The organism is Streptomyces sp. NPDC020490, assembly GCF_044335305.1.
In the GTDB taxonomy this organism is placed as follows: Bacteria; Actinomycetota; Actinomycetes; order Streptomycetales; family Streptomycetaceae; genus Streptomyces.
In genome coordinates this window covers 90,067-106,681 of the sequence record NZ_JBIRUY010000010.1, presented here as the reverse complement: position 1 = coordinate 106,681, position 16,615 = coordinate 90,067, and the positions used below count along the sequence as shown (strand labels likewise).

Here is a 16,615-nt window from a genome sequence, read left to right as displayed (position 1 = left end):
TGAGAGACTGGGGGCGCCATGAACGAGACAGCAGCTGCCCCCACCGCGACCCTGCGGGCCCGCGCCGAGATCGACCTCGCTGCCCTGCGGGCCAACGTGCGGGCCCTGCGCGCCGTCGCGTCCGGGGCGGCCGTCATGGCCGTCGTGAAGTCCGACGCGTACGGCCACGGAGCCGTGCCGTGCGCCCGCGCGGCCGTCGAGGCGGGGGCGACCTGGCTCGGCACGGCCACCCCCGAGGAGGCGTTCGCCCTGCGGGCCGCCGGGCTTCCGGGGCGGATCATGTGCTGGCTGTGGACCCCCGGCGGGCCGTGGCAGCGGGCGATCGAGGCCGACGTCGACGTGTCGGTCAGCGCCATGTGGGCCCTGGCGGAGGTCACCGAGGCCGCCCGGCGGGCCGGCCGGCCCGCGCGGGTGCACCTGAAGGCCGACACCGGCCTCGGCCGCAACGGATGCCAGCCGGGCGCCGACTGGCGCGAACTCGTCGGCGCGGCGCGCCGCGCCGAGCGCGACGGGCTGCTGCGCGTCACCGGCCTGTGGTCCCACTTCGCCTGCGCCGACGAACCCGGCCACCCCTCCATCGCCGCGCAGCTCGCCCTGTTCGAGGAGATGGCCGCCCACGCCGAGGCGCAGGGCGTGCGGCCCGAGGTGCGGCACATCGCCAACTCGCCGGCCCTGCTCACGCTTCCCGAGAGCCACTTCGACCTGGTCCGCACCGGCATCGCGATGTACGGCATCTCGCCCAGCCCCGAGCTCGGCACCCCGGCCGACTTCGGGCTGCGCCCGGTGATGACGCTGTCGGCGTCCCTCGCCCAGGTCAAGCACGTACCGGGCGGCCACGGCGTCAGCTACGGCCACCACTACGTCACCCCCGGCGACACCACCCTCGGCCTCGTCCCCGTCGGATACGCCGACGGCATCCCGCGGCACGCCTCCGGCACCGGCCCCGTCCTGGTCGGCGGCAAGTGGCGCACGGTCGCGGGGCGGGTGGCGATGGACCAGTTCGTCGTGGACCTCGGGGGAGACGAGCCCGAGGCCGGCGCCGAGGCGGTGCTGTTCGGGCCCGGCGACCGCGGCGAGCCGACCGCCGAGGACTGGGCGCAGGCCGCGGGCACCATCGCGTATGAGATCGTCACCCGCATCGGAACGCGTGTTCCCCGCGTCCACACGCACGTCCGGATGGACGAGCATGTGGGCGAGGGCCGAGCGGGGTAACCGCTCGGGGTCCGACGGCGTCACACCTTCCGTGGGCGGCACCACCCCGGTGCCGCGCGAGCCATCGAACAGCAGTCCGTCGAAGGGGAGCGGGTACGTGAGCGAGAGCAGTGCGGAGGCCCTCACGGCCGTCGCCTCCGCCGCGCAGGCGACGGCCGCGACAGCGACAGCCGCGACGGCCGCGACGGCCGCGGCAGTCGCGACCGGGGGGACGGGCGGGACCTGGCGCAAGGTGACCGGCATCGCGGGCGCCGCGATAGGCGTGGTCGCCGCGGGCGCCGCCGCCGGCGTCGCCATCGAGCGGCTCACCGTCGGCCGCGACATGCGGAAGAAGGCCCGGCTCGCCCTCGACTCCACCGGACCGTACGGGGCGCTGCGCGGCAACCCCGGCAAGGCGTACGCCGACGACGGGACGGAGCTCTACTACGAGGTCGACGACGTCGACCCGGAGGCGGCCCCCGCGCTGACCCCGCGCCGCCGCCGGCTGTTCGGGCGCAAGGCCCCCGCCCCGGTCACCGTCGTCTTCAGCCACGGCTACTGCCTCAACCAGGACTCCTGGCACTTCCAGCGCGCGGCCCTGCGGGGCGTGGTGCGGACCGTGCACTGGGACCAGCGCAGCCACGGCCGCTCCGGGCGGGGCGTGCAGCAGGTGCGCGACGGCGTGCCGGTCACCATCGAGCAGCTGGGACGCGACCTGAAGGCCGTCATCGACGCCGCCGTGCCGGACGGCCCGATCGTGCTGGTCGGGCACTCGATGGGCGGCATGACCGTGATGGCCCTGGCCGACCAGTACCCCGAGCTGATCCGCGACCGGGTCGTCGCGGTCGCCCTCGTCGGCACGTCGTCCGGGCGGCTCGGCGAGGTCAACTTCGGCCTGCCCGTGGCCGGCGTCAACGCCGTGCGCCGGGTGCTCCCCGGAGTGCTGAAGGCGCTGGGGCAGCGGGTCGAACTGGTGGAGAAGGGGCGGCGGGCCACCGCCGACCTGTTCGCCGGGGTCGTCAAGCGGTACTCGTTCGCCTCGCGGGACGTCGACCCGGCCGTCGCCCGGTTCGCCGAGCGGATGATCGAGGGCACGCCGATCGACGTCGTCGCCGAGTACTACCCGGCGTTCGACGACCACGACAAGACCGAGGCGCTCGCGCTGTTCCGGGACATACCCGTGCTGGTGCTGGCCGGTATCGGCGATCTGGTCACGCCCAGCGAGCACAGCGAGGCCATCGCCGACCTGCTGCCGGACTCCGAACTGGTGCTCGTGCCGGATGCCGGGCACCTGGTGATGCTGGAGCACCCGGAGGTGGTCACCGACCGGCTCGCCGACCTGCTGACCCGTGTGGGCGCGGTGCCCGCAGGGGCTACCGTGGGTGGCTATGGAAGCACCAGCAGCACCGCACGACGCGGCTGAGACCGAGCTGACCGTCACCTCCCCCGAACAGATGCGGGAACTGGGCCGCAGACTGGCGAAACTGCTGCGCGCCGGCGACCTGGTGATGCTCGACGGCGAACTCGGCGCGGGCAAGACGACCCTCACCCGCGGCCTCGGCGAAGGGCTCGGCGTCCGGGGCGCGGTCACCTCCCCGACCTTCGTGATCGCCCGGGTGCACCCGTCGCTCGCCGACGGCCCGGCGCTGGTCCACGTCGACGCCTACCGGCTGGGCGGCGGGCTGGACGAGATGGAGGACCTCGACCTGGACGTCTCGCTGCCGGACTCGGTGGTCGTCGTGGAGTGGGGTGAGGGCAAGGTCGAGGAGCTGACCGAAGACCGCCTGCACGTCGTCATCCACCGGGCCGTCGGCGACACCGCGGACGAGGTCCGGCACGTGACGGTGACCGGGCTGGGGGAGCGTTGGGCGGCGGCCGACCTGAGCGTGCTGTCGGCCTGACGCGGTCGTTCGCCCCGGGGGATTCCGGCTGCCGCGTATGTCGCCTGCCGGGGCCGGGTTCCGGCCGCCGCCTGTGTCACCCACGGGGTGGGTTCCGACATGATGTCGGCAAGATGTTGCGTCCGGCGTCCGGTACGTGGTCACATGGTATCTCCGACGTAGTTAGGTGTACCTAACTACGCTCGCCCCCGGCTCCCAGGAGGCACTCATGCCGGCCACGGAACGAGACGAGGTGCCGTCGCGCGAGGTGTCGGAGGTGCCGTCGCGCGGCGTGTCCGCGGTGCCCATGCGTGACCTGCTGGCGTCCTGCGCCGCCGCGAAGGTCATCTCCACCCCGCCGCGCCTGCCCGACCCCGAGGCGGCCCGGCCGCACCCCCCCGCACCGGGAGACCGGGCACACGGAATCCGGACACCGGGAAGCCGGACAGCGGGAGACCGGGCACCGGGACGCCGCCTGAGCCCGCGACGCCGGGGTGATCCGAACGGCAGGGCCTAGCGGACCACCACGGGTTTAGCGGACCACCACGGGTTTAGCGGACCACCACGGGCCTAGCGGACCACCACGGGCCTAGCGGACCACCACGACCGGGCGGCCGATCGTCGCGAACGACCACATCGCGTCGCCGTCCGCGCGGGACTCGCGGATGCCGCCCGTGCGCACGCCCTCGTCCGGTTTCGCCGTCGCCGGCCCCGCCGGTGTGCTGAACCCGATGGCGACGCCGTCCACGTCGGCGAAGCGGACGACGTGCCGGACGGGGGCGCCGTCGGTGCCGGTGACGGAGTTCGAGCGGGAGGTGACCTCGTAGGTGCCCGGCGCCGGGTCCACCTTGCCGGGCAGGACCAGGAACGTGCGGCGCACCTTGTCGCGCGCGCCGACCAGCCACACCCGGTCGCCGGTCACCGAGTACACGACCCGTGCGCCGGTGCCGGAGTCGACGGGCAGGGCGGTGGGGTCCTTCGGGCCGCGGGCCGGGTGCGTGGGCGCCGCCGACGGCGACGTACCGGCGTGCGGCCCGCCGAGGCCGTCCGGGACGCCGGCGGAGGCCTGGAAGGCGAGGACGCCGACCGTCGCGACGGCCGCCGTGGTGAGCCCGAACACGATTCCTGAGCTGCCGCCTGCCACCGTCGCCCACCTCAGCCGTCGTGTCGTACGTCGTGCTTCCGGGCGACCGTAGCAGCCCCCGTGCGCCCGGACCGGGCGGCCGTGCGCGCGCCGCGGGAGCCGTAGGCTGTTTGCGTGCTCTTGCTCGCTCTGGATACCGCCACCCCCGCCGTGACCGTCGCCCTGCACGACGGAACGGACGTCATCGCCTCCTCCACCCAGGTGGACGCGCGCCGGCACGGAGAGCTGCTGCTGCCGGCCGTCGACCGGCTGCTCGCCGAGGCCGGACTGAAGATCGACGCTGTCACCGGCATCGTCGTCGGCGTCGGCCCCGGCCCCTACACCGGGCTGCGGGTCGGCCTGATGACCGCGGACACCTTCGGGCTCGTGCTCGGCGTCCCGGTGCACGGCGTGTGCACGCTCGACGGCCTCGCGTACGCGGCGGACATCGAGGAGGGCCCCTTCGTCGTGGCGACGGACGCCCGGCGCAAGGAGGTCTACTGGGCGACCTACGCCGACTCCCGTACCCGCCTGACCGGCCCGGCCGTCGACCGGCCCGCCGACATCGCCGACCGGGTCGCCGGGCTGCCGGCCGTCGGCGCGGGCGCGCTGCTGTACCCGGACACCTTCCCCCGGGCGCACGAGCCCGAGCACGTGTCGGCCGCCGCCCTGGCCTCGCTGGCCGCCGAGCGGCTCGCCGCCGGCACGGAACTGCCCGCGCCGCGGCCGCTGTACCTGCGCCGGCCCGACGCCCAGGTCCCCAAGAACTACAAGGTGGTCACCCCCAAGTGACCAAACCCGAGACCCCCCGACTGCGCGAGATGCGCTGGTGGGACATCGACCCCGTGCTGGAGCTGGAGAAGGACCTGTTCCCCGAGGACGCCTGGTCCCGGGGCATGTTCTGGTCCGAACTGGCCCACGCGCGCGGCCCCGAGGCGACGCGCCGCTACCTCGTCGCCGAGGCCGGCGGCCGGATCGTCGGGTACGCCGGGCTCGCCGCCTCCGGCGACCTCGCCGACGTCCAGACCGTCGCCGTCGCCCGCGACCACCAGGGCACCGGGCTCGGCGGACGCCTGCTGACCGAGCTGCTGCGGGCGGCGACCGCGTTCGAGTGCTCCGAGGTGATGCTGGAGTGCCGGATCGACAACACCCGCGCCCAGAAGCTGTACGAGCGCTTCGGCTTCGAGGCCATCGGGTTCCGGCGGGGCTACTACCAGCCGGGCAACGTCGACGCCCTGGTGATGCGCCTGACCGACCCTTCCACCTCCGTACAAGGAACCGAGATCAATGGCTGACGAACCACTCGTCCTCGGCATCGAGACCTCCTGCGACGAGACCGGCGTCGGCATCGTCCGCGGCACCACCCTGCTGGCCGACGCCGTCGCCTCCAGCGTCGACGAGCACGCCCGCTTCGGCGGCGTCGTGCCGGAGGTGGCCTCCCGCGCGCACCTGGAGGCGATGGTGCCGACCATCGACCGCGCGCTGAAGGACGCCGGGGTCAGCGCCCGCGACCTGGACGGCGTCGCGGTCACCGCGGGCCCGGGGCTGGCGGGCGCCCTGCTGGTCGGCGTCTCGGCGGCGAAGGCGTACGCCTACGCCCTCGGCAAGCCGCTGTACGGCGTCAACCACCTCGCCTCGCACATCTGCGTCGACCAGCTGGAGCACGGCCCGCTGCCGGAGCCGACGATGGCGCTGCTGGTCAGCGGCGGGCACTCGTCCCTGCTGCTGTCGGGTGACATCACCTCCGACGTCCGGCCGCTGGGCGCGACCATCGACGACGCGGCCGGCGAGGCCTTCGACAAGATCGCCCGCGTGCTGGACCTCGGCTTCCCCGGCGGCCCGGTCATCGACCGGTACGCGCGGGAGGGCGACCCGGACGCGATCGCGTTCCCGCGCGGCCTGACCGGCCCGCGCGACCCGGCGTACGACTTCTCCTTCTCCGGCCTGAAGACGGCCGTCGCCCGCTGGATCGAGGCCAAGCGGGCCGCGGGCGAGGAGGTGCCGGTGCGGGACGTGGCGGCCTCCTTCCAGGAGGCGGTCGTCGACGTGCTCACCCGCAAGGCCGTGCGGGCGTGCAAGGACGAGGGCGTGGACCACCTGATGATCGGCGGCGGCGTGGCCGCCAACTCCCGGCTGCGGGCGCTGGCGCAGGCGCGCTGCGAGGCGGCGGGGATCCGGCTCAGGGTGCCGCGGCCGAAGCTGTGCACGGACAACGGGGCGATGGTGGCGGCGCTCGGCGCGGAGATGGTGGCCCGGAACCGGCCGGCGTCCGGCTGGGACCTGTCGGCCGACTCCTCGCTGCCGGTGACCGACCCGCACGTCCCCGGCAACGGCAACGGCAACAGCCACAGTCACGGCCACAGTCACGGCCACGATCACGTGCACGAGACCGCCAAGGGGAACCTGTACTCGTGACCGTCGCGCTGATGTGGGAGGCAAGGGCCGCCGCGGGGCGCGGCGCGGAACTGCTCGCCTGGGCACGGGCCCAGGAACTCCCGGACCGGCCCCGCCCCCTGCGCCGGGAGACCTTCCGCGCCCCACAGGACCGCGTCCTCGTCATCACCTGGTGGGATGCGGCCCTCGACGCCGATCTTCCCGAACTGCCGGAGCCGGACGCCGAGTTGGTCACCCGGGCGGTGCACCGGTGGCGGTTCGAGTCGGTGGGGGCGGAGTAGGAGCCCGAAGCTCCGAGGCGGGCGGGTCACCCCTGGCCCCCCGGGTCACCTCACCCGTGGCCTCCCCGGGTCACCCCTGGGCTCCCCGGGGCACTCCGGGGCTCCCCGGGGCACTCCGGGGCTCCCCGGGTCACTCCGGGGCTCCCCGGGTCACTCCGCCGGTGACACCTCCGTCTCGCAGCGCAGCCGCCGGTCCGGGCCGAGCGGCCGGACCGGGCCGGTCAGCCTGAGGCGTGCCGTGTGGCGGACCTCCGCGCTGGACGCCGCCAGCCGCAGTTCCAGGGCGCCCGGTTCGACCACCCGTGTGCCGGAGCGGTCGGTGAACGCCGACAGGTCCGCGTGGAAGCGGAAGGTGACGCGGGCCGCCGCGCCCGGCTCCAGCTCCAGCCGCCGGTAGCCGATCAGGCGCACGTCCGGCCGGGTCACCGAGGCCACCGGGTCGTGCAGGTACAGCTGCACCACCTCCGCACCGGCCCGGTCGCCGGTGTTGCGGACGGTCAGCGACAGGTCGCAGGAGCCGTCCGTGGTGATCCCGGGCGTGGTGCCCGTGAAGTCCTCCCACGCGAACGTCGTGTACGAGCGCCCGTGGCCGAAGGCGTACAGCGGGGTCGGGTCCAGGTTGCTGACCTCGCCCGCGAGGCCGAGCGGCGGCTGGAGGTAGGTCCAGGGCTGGCCGCCGGGCTCGCGCGGCACGCTCACCGGAAGGCGGCCGGAGGGGCTGACGCGGCCCGACAGCACCCCGGCCACCGCGGGCCCGCCCTCCTCGCCCGGGAAGAAGGCCTGCACGACGGCGCCCAGCCGGCCCTGCCAGCGGCCCAGGGCGTAGGGCCGGCCGGTCAGCAGCACCAGCACCACCGGCACCCCGGTGGCGACCAGGCGGTCCAGCAGCTCGCCCTGCACGCCCGGCAGCCGCAGGTCGGTCACGTCGCAGCCCTCGCCCGAGGTGCCCCGGCCGAACAGGCCCGCCCGGTCGCCGAGGACCGCCACGCACACGTCCGCCTCCGACGCGCGGGCCACCGCCTCCTCGAAACCGGAGGCGTCCGGGTCGGACACCCCGCAGCCCTCCGCGAACGTGACCTTGGCGTCGGGGAGTTCGGTGCGCAGCGCGTCCAGCACGGTCGGGATGTCGATGCCCATGGGCACCTCGGGGTGCCGGGGCAGGACGTGCGAGGGGAAGGAGTAGCAGCCGAGCATCGCCAGCGCGTCCGCCGCCCTCGGGCCCACCACCGCGATCCGGGTGTCGGGCGCCAGCGGCAGCAGCCCGTCGGGGTTGTCCAGCAGCACCACCGACTCCTGGGCGAGCCGGCCGGCCACGTCCCGGTTGGCCGCGGAGTCCAGGTCGAGCGCCGTGGCCGGCTCCGGGTCCCAGTCCTCGTCCAGCAGGCCCAGTTCGCACTTCTGCAGCAGCACCCGGCGGGCCGCCCGGTCCACCAGGGACTCGGGGACCTCGCCCGTCCGGACGGCCTCCAGCAGCGGTCTGCCGTAGCAGTTCAGCGAGGGCAGCTCCACGTCGATCCCGGCGGTCAGGGCCGCGTGCGCCGCCTCGGCGGGGGAGCCCGCGACGCGGTGCAGGGTCTGCAGGAAGGCGATGCCGAAGTAGTCGGCGACCACCGTGCCGGTGAAGCCCCACTCCTCCCGCAGCAGCCCGGTCAGCAGGGCGGGGTCCGCGGAGGCCGGGATGCCGTCGGTGTCGGTGTACGCGGCCATCACCGAGCGGGCCCCGCCCTCGCGCAGCGCCATCTCGAACGGCGGCAGCGTCACGTCGGCGAACTCGCGCACGCCCGCCCGCACGGGAGCGAGGTTGCGGGCGCCGGCCGAGGACGCGTACCCGGCGAAGTGCTTGAGGGTGGCGATGACGCCGGCCGACTCCAGGCCGCGCACGTAGGCGGTGCCGATGGTGCCGACCAGGTAGGGGTCCTCGCCGATCGTCTCCTCCACCCGCCCCCAGCGCGGATCGCGTACGACGTCCAGCACCGGGGCGAGGCCCTGGTGGACGCCGGCCGCCCGCAGGTCGTGCCCGATGCGCCGGGCCATCTCCTCGACCAGGCCGGGGTCGAAGGTGGCGCCCCAGGCCAGCGGGACGGGGTAGGCCGTGGCGCCCCAGGCCGTGAAGCCGGCCAGGCACTCCTCGTGGGCGACGGCCGGAATGCCGAAGCGGCCGGCCGCGGCGATCCGCCGCTGGGCGCTTGCCAGCGCCTGCGCGCCCAGCGCCGGGTCCACCGGGGCGGTGCCGTAGGAGCGCGTGAGCTGGCCCAGGCCGTGGTTGATCAGCTCGTCGTAGTCGTAGTCGGCGGCCATCTCGCTCTGCAGGGGGGCGACTCCGTCGCCGTCCGTGGCGGCGCCCACCCACACCCCGTACAACTGGGCGGTCTTCTCCTCCAGGGTCATCCGGGAGAGGAGGTCGTCGACGCGGGCGGCGGCGGGCAGGGCGGGGTCACGCCAGGGGGCGGTGGTCATGAAACTCCTGCTCTTGTCGAGGCGGGGTGCGGCCCTCTCGCGAATGTTTCGGTAGGTATATCGAATGTTCCGGAACCTAGGCCGGTGACGAAAGGTTCGTCAAGAGGGGGCGCAGGGATACGATCGCCGCCATGACCCCTCCGGAGCCCCAGGAAACGCGGACGGCGGGGCGGTCGGCGCAGAGCGCGACGCTCGCCGAGATCGCCCGTGAGGCCGGCGTGTCCGCGCCGACTGTTTCGAAGGTCCTCAACGGACGTGCGGACGTGGCCCCGGCCACCCGCAGCCGCGTGGAGGAACTGCTGCGCGTGCACGGCTACCGGCGCCGGCGCGCCGAGACCAGCCGCTCGCCCCTGATCGACCTGGTCTTCCACGAGCTGGAGAGCGCCTGGGCGATGGAGGTCATCCGGGGCGTGGAGAACGTCGCCCGGGACGCCGGCCTGAGCGTGGTGCTGAGCGAGAGCGCCGGCCGGCTCACCCCCGGCCGCACCTGGGCCGACCAGGTCGCCGCGCGCCGGCCGCACGGCGTGATCCTGGTGCTGTCCGGCCTCGACGACTCCCAGCGCGCCCTGCTGACCAGCCGCTCCATCCCGTTCGTCGTGGTGGACCCGGCGGGCGACCCGGGCGTCGACGTGCCGTCGATCGGCGCCACCAACTGGCAGGGCGGGCTGGCCGCCACCCGCCACCTGGTCGAGCTCGGCCACACCCGCATCGGCGCGATCAGCGGACCGTCCCGCATCATGTGCAGCCGCGCCCGCGTCGACGGCTACCGGGCGGCCCTGGAGACCGCCGGGCTCCCGGTCGATACGTCGATGATCGCGCCCGGCGACTTCCGCCACGAGACCGGCTACCGGCAGGGGCTGCGGCTGCTGCGCCGCCCGGACCGGCCGACCGCCGTGTTCGCCGGCAACGACCTCCAGGCGCTCGGGCTGTACGAGGCCGCCCGCGAGCTCGGGCTGCGGATCCCGGAGGACCTGAGCGTGGTCGGGTTCGACGACCTGCCGGTCGCCCGCTGGGTGGGCCCGCCGCTGACGACCGTACGGCAGCCGCTGACGGAGATGGCCGAGACGGCGGCCCGGCTGGTCCTCGACCTCGGCCGCGAGGACCATGCCCCGGTGGCCACCCGGGTGGAACTCGCGACGAGCCTGGTGGTGCGCAGCAGCACGGCGGCGCCGCCGGAGGTTTAGGGCCTGTCGGGGCGAGAGGAGCCTGTTGCTGTATTGACGGGTGTGGCGGGCCGTCCGACACTCTCCGAAGTCAATCGGTTGCACGGCCGAAACTTTCGGAGGTCCTGGCAATGAGATCTTTGAGAACGGCTTTATCCCTGGCATCACTGGTCACCGGCGCGCTGATGCTGTTCACGGCGCCCGCGGCGCACGCCGCCGACACCCCGCTGCGCGACCTCGCCGCCGCCAAGGGCAAGATCGTCGGCACGGCGGTCACCGGCTCCAAGCTCACCGGCACCTACGGCGACATCGCGGGCGCCCAGTTCAGCTCGCTCACCCCCGGCAACGCCATGAAATGGGGGTCGGTCGAGCCGACCCAAGGCAGCTTCAACTGGACCGAGGCCGACCAGATCGTCGCCTTCGCCGAGGCGCACGGCCAGCAGGTGCGCGGCCACACCCTGGTCTGGCACAACCAGAACCCGAGCTGGCTGACGAACGGCTCCTGGACCTCCGCCCAGCTCAGCAGCCTGCTGCAGAACCACATCAGCACCGAGGTCGGCCGCTACAAGGGACGGATCGCCGCCTGGGACGTCGTCAACGAGCCCTTCAACGAGGACGGCACCTACCGCTCCACCCTCTGGTACAACGGCCTGGGCGCCGACTACATAGCCAACGCCCTCACCTGGGCACACGCCGCCGACCCGGCCGCCAAGCTGTACATCAACGACTACAACGTCGAGGGCGTCAACGCGAAGTCCACCGCCCTGTACAACCTGGTGAAGTCGCTGAAGGACCGCGGCGTGCCGATCGACGGCGTCGGGCTCCAGGCCCATCTGATCCTCGGCCAGGTCCCCTCGACGCTCCAGCAGAACATCCAGCGCTTCGCCGACCTCGGCGTCGACGTGGCGATCACCGAGCTGGACGTGCGCATGGCCCTCCCGGCGGACAGCGCCAAGCTGGCCCAGCAGGCCGCCGACTACAAGTCGGTCGTCGCCGCCTGCGTGGCCGTCGCCCGCTGCGTCAACGTCACCGTCTGGGGCTTCGCCGACTCCGACTCCTGGGTGCCGAGCACGTTCCCCGGCTATGGGGCGGCGACGCCGTACGACGACAACTACGCGCCCAAGCCCGCGTACTACGGCATTGCGGAGGCGCTCGGCGGCACGACCACCCCGCCGCCGTCCACGGACGGCTGCACGGCGGCGTACAGCGTGACCAACCAGTGGAGCACCGGGTTCACGGGAGAGGTGCGGATCGCGTGCTCCGGGGCGTCCCTGTCGTCCTGGAAGGTGAACTGGACGTACGGCGCGGGCCAGCAGGTCACCCAGGCGTGGAACGCCACCTGCACCCAGTCCGGGGCGGCGGTGACATGCGCCAACGCCTCCTACAACGGCACGGTGCCGGACGGCGGTTCGGTGACCTTCGGGTTCAACGGGTCCTGGAGCGGCAGCAATCCGGTGCCCACGGTGACACTGGGCTGAGCCAGGGGACGAGCGGGGATGCGCGGGGACGAGCGGGGCTGCGCGAGGGCCGGGCGAGGGCCGGGCGAGGGCTGGGCGGGGCTGGGAAACGTGAGATTCTCCGAAGAAAACCGTCCCGCACCGTTCCTCTAACCATCCCCTAATCCTGCGGACTTACCGTCCTGCCCGTGACCGGACACGAGAACGCCGACGCGGGCGGAACCGGAGGCCGACGGCCGAGAGCGCTGAGGGCCGTCGGCCTCGTCCTGGCCGCCACGCTCGTGCTGGGCGTCGCGGCGGCGGGCTGGGCGTACCTGCACCTCGACGACAACATCAAGAGCGTCGACATCGACAGCGCGCTCGGCGGCAGCCGGCCGGCCGGGGTTGTGACGACACCGTCTCCCTCCGGGTCCGTCTCCGTCGCCGCCTCGCCGCTGCCCAGCGGCGCGCTGAACATCCTGGTCCTCGGTTCGGACTCGCGCAGCGGCAAGGAGAACCGGGAACTCGGCGGGGGCAGCAGCTCCGGCGCCCGGTCCGACACGGCGATGGTCGTGCACCTCGACGCCGGCCGTGCCCGCGCCACCGTCGTCAGCATCCCGCGCGACACCCTCGTCACCCGACCGTCGTGTCCGCTCCGCGGCGGCGGTTCCACGGCGGTGGCCTACAACTCCATGTTCAACAGCGCGTATTCGCTCGGCGGGCCGGTGTGCGCGGTGAAGACGGCCGAGTCGCTCACGGACGTCCGCATGGACCACTACCTGGAGATCGACTTCGCCGGCTTCGCGAAGCTGGTGGACGCGCTCGGCGGCGTCACGGTCACCACGGACGAGGACATCGACGACGAGGACAGCCACCTGACCCTCCAGGCCGGCACCCACCACCTGAACGGCGAGCAGGCCCTCGCGCTCGCCCGCACCCGGCACGGCATAGGCGACGGCAGCGACCTGGGCCGCATAGGGCTCCAGCAGGAGCTGGTGAAGGCCCTGCTGGCACAGATCTCCTCCGTCGGCCTGCTCACCGACCCCGGCAGGCTCTACGCGGTGGCCGAGGCGGTGACCGGCAGCCTGACCACCGACACCGGCCTGGACTCGCTGAGCGAACTGGCCGGCCTCGGCCGCAGCCTGCGGAACCTGACGGCGGACGACGTGAGGACGGTGACGATGCCAGTGGTCGCCGCGCCGTCGGACCCCAACCGGGTGGTGGCCCGGCAGCCGGCGGCCCGAGACCTGTGGGCGTCGCTGCGCTGACCGCCGTCACGGCCTCCGCACGCGGGCCGGAAAAAATCTCCGAAAAAAATCTTCGAAGAAATCCGGCGCGCCTGTCGATCCGGCCGTCGTTCGTTCGACGCACTGGGTGAGAGGCCGGAAACGAAGGAACCCGAAGGAACCCGAAGGAACCGGCCCGGAGACCGAACGACCGAGGAGTCACCATGCCCCGCTTCATGTCACTGGTCCGGATCGACGAGAACTCCGCGCCCGCCGAGGGCCCCAGCCCCGAGCTGATGCAGCGGATGGGGGAGCTGATCGAGGAGATCACCAAGGCCGGGGTGATGCTGGACACCGCCGGGCTGACGCCGTCGGCGCAGGGCACCCGGGTGCACTGGGACGGTCAGAAGACCTCCGTCACCGACGGGCCGTTCACCGAGACCAAGGAGGTGATCGGCGGCTACGCGATCATGCAGTGCAAGGACAAGGCCGAGGCGCTGGAGTGGGCGTCGCGGTTCCTCAAGGTCCACGGCCCGGAGTGGCAGGTGACCTGCGAGGTGCGCGAGATCGCGGAGGGCTGATTCCTCCTGGCCTCCGGCCGCCGCGGGGTGTTCGATGGTGGGTTGTGACACCGCAGCCCACCGCCGGCCCCCGCCGGGCCGCCGACATCCACCGGGTCGCCGATCCCCACCAGGCCACCGACCCCCGTCAGGCCATCGACCCCCGCCAGGCCGCCGACACGCGTCAGGCCGCCGACCCCCGTCAGGCCATCGACCCCCGTCAGGCCATCGACCCCCGTCAGGCCGCCGACATGCGTCAGGCCGCCGACCCCCGCCAGGCCATCGACCCCCGTCAGGCCGCCGACACGCGCCAGGCCATCGACACCGTCTTCCGCATCGAGTCCCCGCGCGTCATCGCGGGCGTCGCCCGCATCGTCCGCGACGTCGGCATCGCCGAGGAACTCGCGCAGGACGCGCTGGTCGCCGCGCTGGAGCAGTGGCCGCGGGACGGGGTGCCCGACAACCCGGGCGCCTGGCTCATGGCCACCGCCCGGCACCGCGCCGTCGACCTGGTCCGGCGCCGGGAGACCTACGCCCGCAAGCTGCGCGAGATCGGGCGGGACCTGGAGACGACGGCGCCGTTCGAGGAGCCCGCCGACCCCGACGACATCGACGACGACCTGCTGCGGCTGGTGTTCACCGCCTGTCACCCGGTGCTGTCCGCCGAGGCCCGCATCGCGCTGACCCTGCGCCTGCTCGGCGGCCTGACCACGGCCGAGATCGCCCGTGCGTTCCTCACCCCGGAGCCGACGATCGCCCAGCGGATCGTGCGCGCCAAGCGGACGCTGGCCGCGAAGAACGTCGCCTTCGAGGTGCCGTACGGGCCGGAGCGCGCGGCCCGGCTCGGGCCGGTCCTCGACGTCGTCTACCTCGTCTTCAACGAGGGGTACGCCGCCACGGCCGGCGACGACTGGCTGCGTCCCGCCCTGTGCGAGGACGCGCTGCGGCTGGCCCGCGTGCTGTCGCAGCTGATGCCCGGGGAACCCGAGGTGCACGGCCTGACCGCGCTGCTGGAGTTCCAGGCGTCCCGCACGGCCGCCCGCACCGGCCCGGACGGCGAACCCGTGCTGCTGAAGGACCAGAACCGCCGCCGCTGGAACCGCATGCTCATCGCCCGCGGCATCGCCGCCCTCGACCGCGCCGGGGCCGCCTCCACGTCCGCCTCCACGTCCGCCTCCACGTCCGCCTCCACGTCCGGCGCCCCGGGCCCCTACGCCCTCCAGGCCGCCATCGCCGCCTGCCACGCGCACGCCCACTCCTACGAGGAGACCGACTGGGCGAGCATCGCCACCCTGTACGGGCTGCTGGCCGCCCGCGCCCCGTCCCCGGTCGTCGAGCTCAACCGCGCGGTGGCCGTGTCCATGGCCGAGGGCCCGGCGAAGGCGCTGGAGATCGTCGACGCCCTCGCCGCCGAGCCCGCCCTGCGCGACTACCACCTGCTGCCCAGCGTGCGCGGTGACCTGCTGGCCCGCCTGGGACGCACGGCGGAGGCGGGCGAGGAACTGGCGCGGGCGGCCGGGCTGACGCGCAACGCCCGCGAGCGGCAACTGCTGCTGGACCGGCTCAAGTCCCTCCCCGGCGCCTGAGGTCCCACGGCGCTTCCGGCCGGAGCTCTAAGGCCGCGTGGGCGCTCCGATCAGCATCGTCGGCGCCCCTGCGACCCGCGTCAGGAACACGGTCGCCGCGTTCGGCCCCTGCGGCTTGACCTTCCGGCGCAGCTCCTCCGGCTCCACCGCCGACCCGCGCTTCTTCACGGTCAGCGTCCCGACCTCCCGCTCCCGCAGCAGCGCCTTCAACTTCTTCACGTTGAAGGGCAGCCGGTCGGTGATCTCGTACGGCACGGCGTACGGCGTGGGCCGCAGGCGGTCGGCGGTGACGTAGGCGATGGTCGGGTCGATCAGGCCGCCGTCCAGTTCCTCGGCCACCTCGGCGACCAGGTGGGCGCGGATGACGGCCCCGTCGGGCTCGTACAGGTACCGGCCGACGGCGCGGACCGGGGGATCGGGCAGGCCCCTGCCGTGCAGCGTGCGGGGGCCCGGCAGCAGCGTCGCGCGCACCGCGCCCGGCGCGGTCCCGAACCACAGCACGGCCTCCTTCACGTCCCCGCCGTCGGAGATCCACTCGGCCTCGGCGTCGGCGGGCACCGCCTCGTGCGGGATGCCGGGCGCGACCTTGAGGGCGGCGTGCGGCGCCGTGCGGGCCGCGCCGACCGCCCACGAGAGCGGGGGCGAGTAGGCCTCCGGGTCGAAGACGCGGCCGCGTCCGCCGCGCCGGGCGGGGTCGACGAACACGGCGTCCCAGCCGGCCGTGTCCACCTCGGTCACGTCGGCCTGGCGCACCTCGATCAGCTCCGCCAGCCCGAGCGCTTCGGCGTTCGCGCGCGCTGCGGCCGCCGTCACCGGGTCGCGGTCCACGGCGAGCACCCTGATGCCGGCCCGCGCCAGCGCGACCGCGTCCCCGCCGATCCCGCAGCACAGGTCGGCCACCGAGGTCACGCCCAGTTCCCGCAGCCGCCCGGCCCGGTACGCCGCCACGCTCGCCCGGGTCGACTGCTCGACCCCGTTCGGCGTGAAGAACATCCGCCGCGCGTCCGCCGCCCCGAACTTCGCCGCCGCCCGCTGCCGCAGCCGCGCCTGCCCGAGCGCCGCCGACACCAGTTCGGCGGGGTGCTCGCGGCGCAGCCGGGTGGCGACGGCGAGTTCGTCGGCCGGGGCGGTGTCGCGCACCTCTTCGAGGAGGGCGCGGCCTTCGGGGGTGAGGAGGCAGGCGAGGTCGTTCACCGGCTCATTGTGGGCCAGTCGGTGGATGGTGTGCCGCCGGCCGCGGTGTCGGGCCGGGACGCGGGACGGGGGCTGCGAGGATCCGGCATCATGCGAGCAGTACGACAAAACGATAAAAATAGGG

General features: G+C 74.0%; 16 protein-coding genes. 12 read left to right on the top strand and 4 right to left on the bottom strand.

All coding sequences use genetic code 11. The annotated features are described in order from the left end of the window. Nucleotides 1-18: 18 nt before the first annotated feature. The 3 genes from alr (at nucleotide 19) to tsaE (ending at nucleotide 3,092) form a co-directional block, all read left to right on the top strand. Entirely contained in the window at nucleotides 19-1,212 is a 1,194-nt protein-coding gene (gene alr / locus ACH4ZX_RS13275) for an alanine racemase (RefSeq protein WP_398271723.1), read from the top strand. A gap of 97 nt (nucleotides 1,213-1,309) precedes the next feature. Next, the gene (locus ACH4ZX_RS13270) at nucleotides 1,310-2,614 is read left to right on the top strand and encodes an alpha/beta fold hydrolase (RefSeq protein ID WP_398271721.1); all 1,305 of its coding nucleotides are present in this window, start codon (nucleotides 1,310-1,312) and stop codon (nucleotides 2,612-2,614) included. Beyond that, nucleotides 2,580-3,092: a tRNA (adenosine(37)-N6)-threonylcarbamoyltransferase complex ATPase subunit type 1 TsaE gene (tsaE, locus tag ACH4ZX_RS13265; protein ID WP_398271719.1), complete on the top strand. Its 513-nt coding sequence runs from the start codon at nucleotides 2,580-2,582 to the stop codon at nucleotides 3,090-3,092. Before ACH4ZX_RS13270 ends, tsaE begins: the two co-directional genes overlap by 35 nt. A 162-nt stretch (nucleotides 3,093-3,254) precedes the next feature. On the opposite strand, the gene ACH4ZX_RS13260 is transcribed toward tsaE, so the two are convergent. Further along, entirely contained in the window at nucleotides 3,255-3,425 is a 171-nt protein-coding gene (locus ACH4ZX_RS13260) for a hypothetical protein (RefSeq protein ID WP_398271717.1), read from the bottom strand. A gap of 235 nt (nucleotides 3,426-3,660) precedes the next feature. After that, nucleotides 3,661-4,215 carry a hypothetical protein gene (locus tag ACH4ZX_RS13255; protein WP_398271716.1) on the bottom strand — a complete coding sequence of 185 codons (555 nt, stop codon included), beginning with the start codon at nucleotides 4,213-4,215 and terminating at the stop codon, nucleotides 3,661-3,663. A gap of 114 nt (nucleotides 4,216-4,329) precedes the next feature. Here ACH4ZX_RS13255 and tsaB point away from each other — a divergent pair, with 114 nt between their 5' ends. Genes tsaB through ACH4ZX_RS13235 form a run of 4 tightly spaced genes read left to right on the top strand, consistent with a single transcriptional unit; the run spans nucleotide 4,330 to nucleotide 6,869 of the window. Continuing rightward, nucleotides 4,330-4,986 carry a tRNA (adenosine(37)-N6)-threonylcarbamoyltransferase complex dimerization subunit type 1 TsaB gene (gene tsaB, locus ACH4ZX_RS13250; RefSeq protein WP_324789154.1) on the top strand — a complete coding sequence of 219 codons (657 nt, stop codon included), beginning with the start codon at nucleotides 4,330-4,332 and terminating at the stop codon, nucleotides 4,984-4,986. After that, nucleotides 4,983-5,489, top strand: a complete 507-nt coding sequence (rimI, locus tag ACH4ZX_RS13245) for a ribosomal protein S18-alanine N-acetyltransferase (protein ID WP_398271714.1) — start codon at nucleotides 4,983-4,985, stop codon at nucleotides 5,487-5,489. Before tsaB ends, rimI begins: the two co-directional genes overlap by 4 nt. Continuing rightward, a complete protein-coding gene (gene tsaD, locus ACH4ZX_RS13240) occupies nucleotides 5,482-6,609 on the top strand; it encodes a tRNA (adenosine(37)-N6)-threonylcarbamoyltransferase complex transferase subunit TsaD (protein ID WP_398271712.1) in 1,128 nt (375 codons plus the stop codon). The genes rimI and tsaD overlap by 8 nt, the downstream gene beginning before the upstream one ends. Next, nucleotides 6,606-6,869, top strand: coding sequence for a hypothetical protein (locus ACH4ZX_RS13235; protein WP_398271710.1), 264 nt, complete (start codon nucleotides 6,606-6,608; stop codon nucleotides 6,867-6,869). The genes tsaD and ACH4ZX_RS13235 overlap by 4 nt, the downstream gene beginning before the upstream one ends. Nucleotides 6,870-7,019: 150 nt before the next feature. On the opposite strand, the gene ACH4ZX_RS13230 is transcribed toward ACH4ZX_RS13235, so the two are convergent. Further along, nucleotides 7,020-9,326, bottom strand: coding sequence for a glycoside hydrolase family 3 N-terminal domain-containing protein (locus ACH4ZX_RS13230; RefSeq protein ID WP_398271709.1), 2,307 nt, complete (start codon nucleotides 9,324-9,326; stop codon nucleotides 7,020-7,022). Nucleotides 9,327-9,457: 131 nt separating this feature from the next. Between ACH4ZX_RS13230 and ACH4ZX_RS13225 the strand changes: the two genes are divergently transcribed. The 5 genes from ACH4ZX_RS13225 to ACH4ZX_RS13205 all read left to right on the top strand — a co-directional run bounded on the left by ACH4ZX_RS13225 (nucleotide 9,458) and on the right by ACH4ZX_RS13205 (nucleotide 15,297). After that, nucleotides 9,458-10,510, top strand: a complete 1,053-nt coding sequence (locus ACH4ZX_RS13225; protein ID WP_398271707.1) for a LacI family DNA-binding transcriptional regulator — start codon at nucleotides 9,458-9,460, stop codon at nucleotides 10,508-10,510. A gap of 110 nt (nucleotides 10,511-10,620) precedes the next feature. Continuing rightward, nucleotides 10,621-11,967 carry an endo-1,4-beta-xylanase gene (locus tag ACH4ZX_RS13220; protein WP_398271705.1) on the top strand — a complete coding sequence of 449 codons (1,347 nt, stop codon included), beginning with the start codon at nucleotides 10,621-10,623 and terminating at the stop codon, nucleotides 11,965-11,967. Between the two features lie 167 nt (nucleotides 11,968-12,134). Further along, the gene (locus tag ACH4ZX_RS13215; RefSeq protein WP_398271703.1) at nucleotides 12,135-13,193 is read left to right on the top strand and encodes an LCP family protein; all 1,059 of its coding nucleotides are present in this window, start codon (nucleotides 12,135-12,137) and stop codon (nucleotides 13,191-13,193) included. Nucleotides 13,194-13,375: 182 nt separating this feature from the next. After that, a complete protein-coding gene (locus ACH4ZX_RS13210) occupies nucleotides 13,376-13,732 on the top strand; it encodes a YciI family protein (protein WP_398271702.1) in 357 nt (118 codons plus the stop codon). Between the two features lie 230 nt (nucleotides 13,733-13,962). Then, nucleotides 13,963-15,297 (top strand): RNA polymerase sigma factor, encoded by a 1,335-nt coding sequence (locus ACH4ZX_RS13205; protein ID WP_398271858.1) that lies wholly within the window; start codon nucleotides 13,963-13,965, stop codon nucleotides 15,295-15,297. A 27-nt stretch (nucleotides 15,298-15,324) separates the two neighbouring features. Here the strand turns inward: ACH4ZX_RS13205 and ACH4ZX_RS13200 are convergent, their stop codons facing one another. After that, on the bottom strand, nucleotides 15,325-16,491 hold the full coding sequence (locus ACH4ZX_RS13200; RefSeq protein WP_398271701.1) for a methyltransferase domain-containing protein: 1,167 nt from the start codon (nucleotides 16,489-16,491) through the stop codon (nucleotides 15,325-15,327). Nucleotides 16,492-16,615 lie beyond the last annotated feature (124 nt).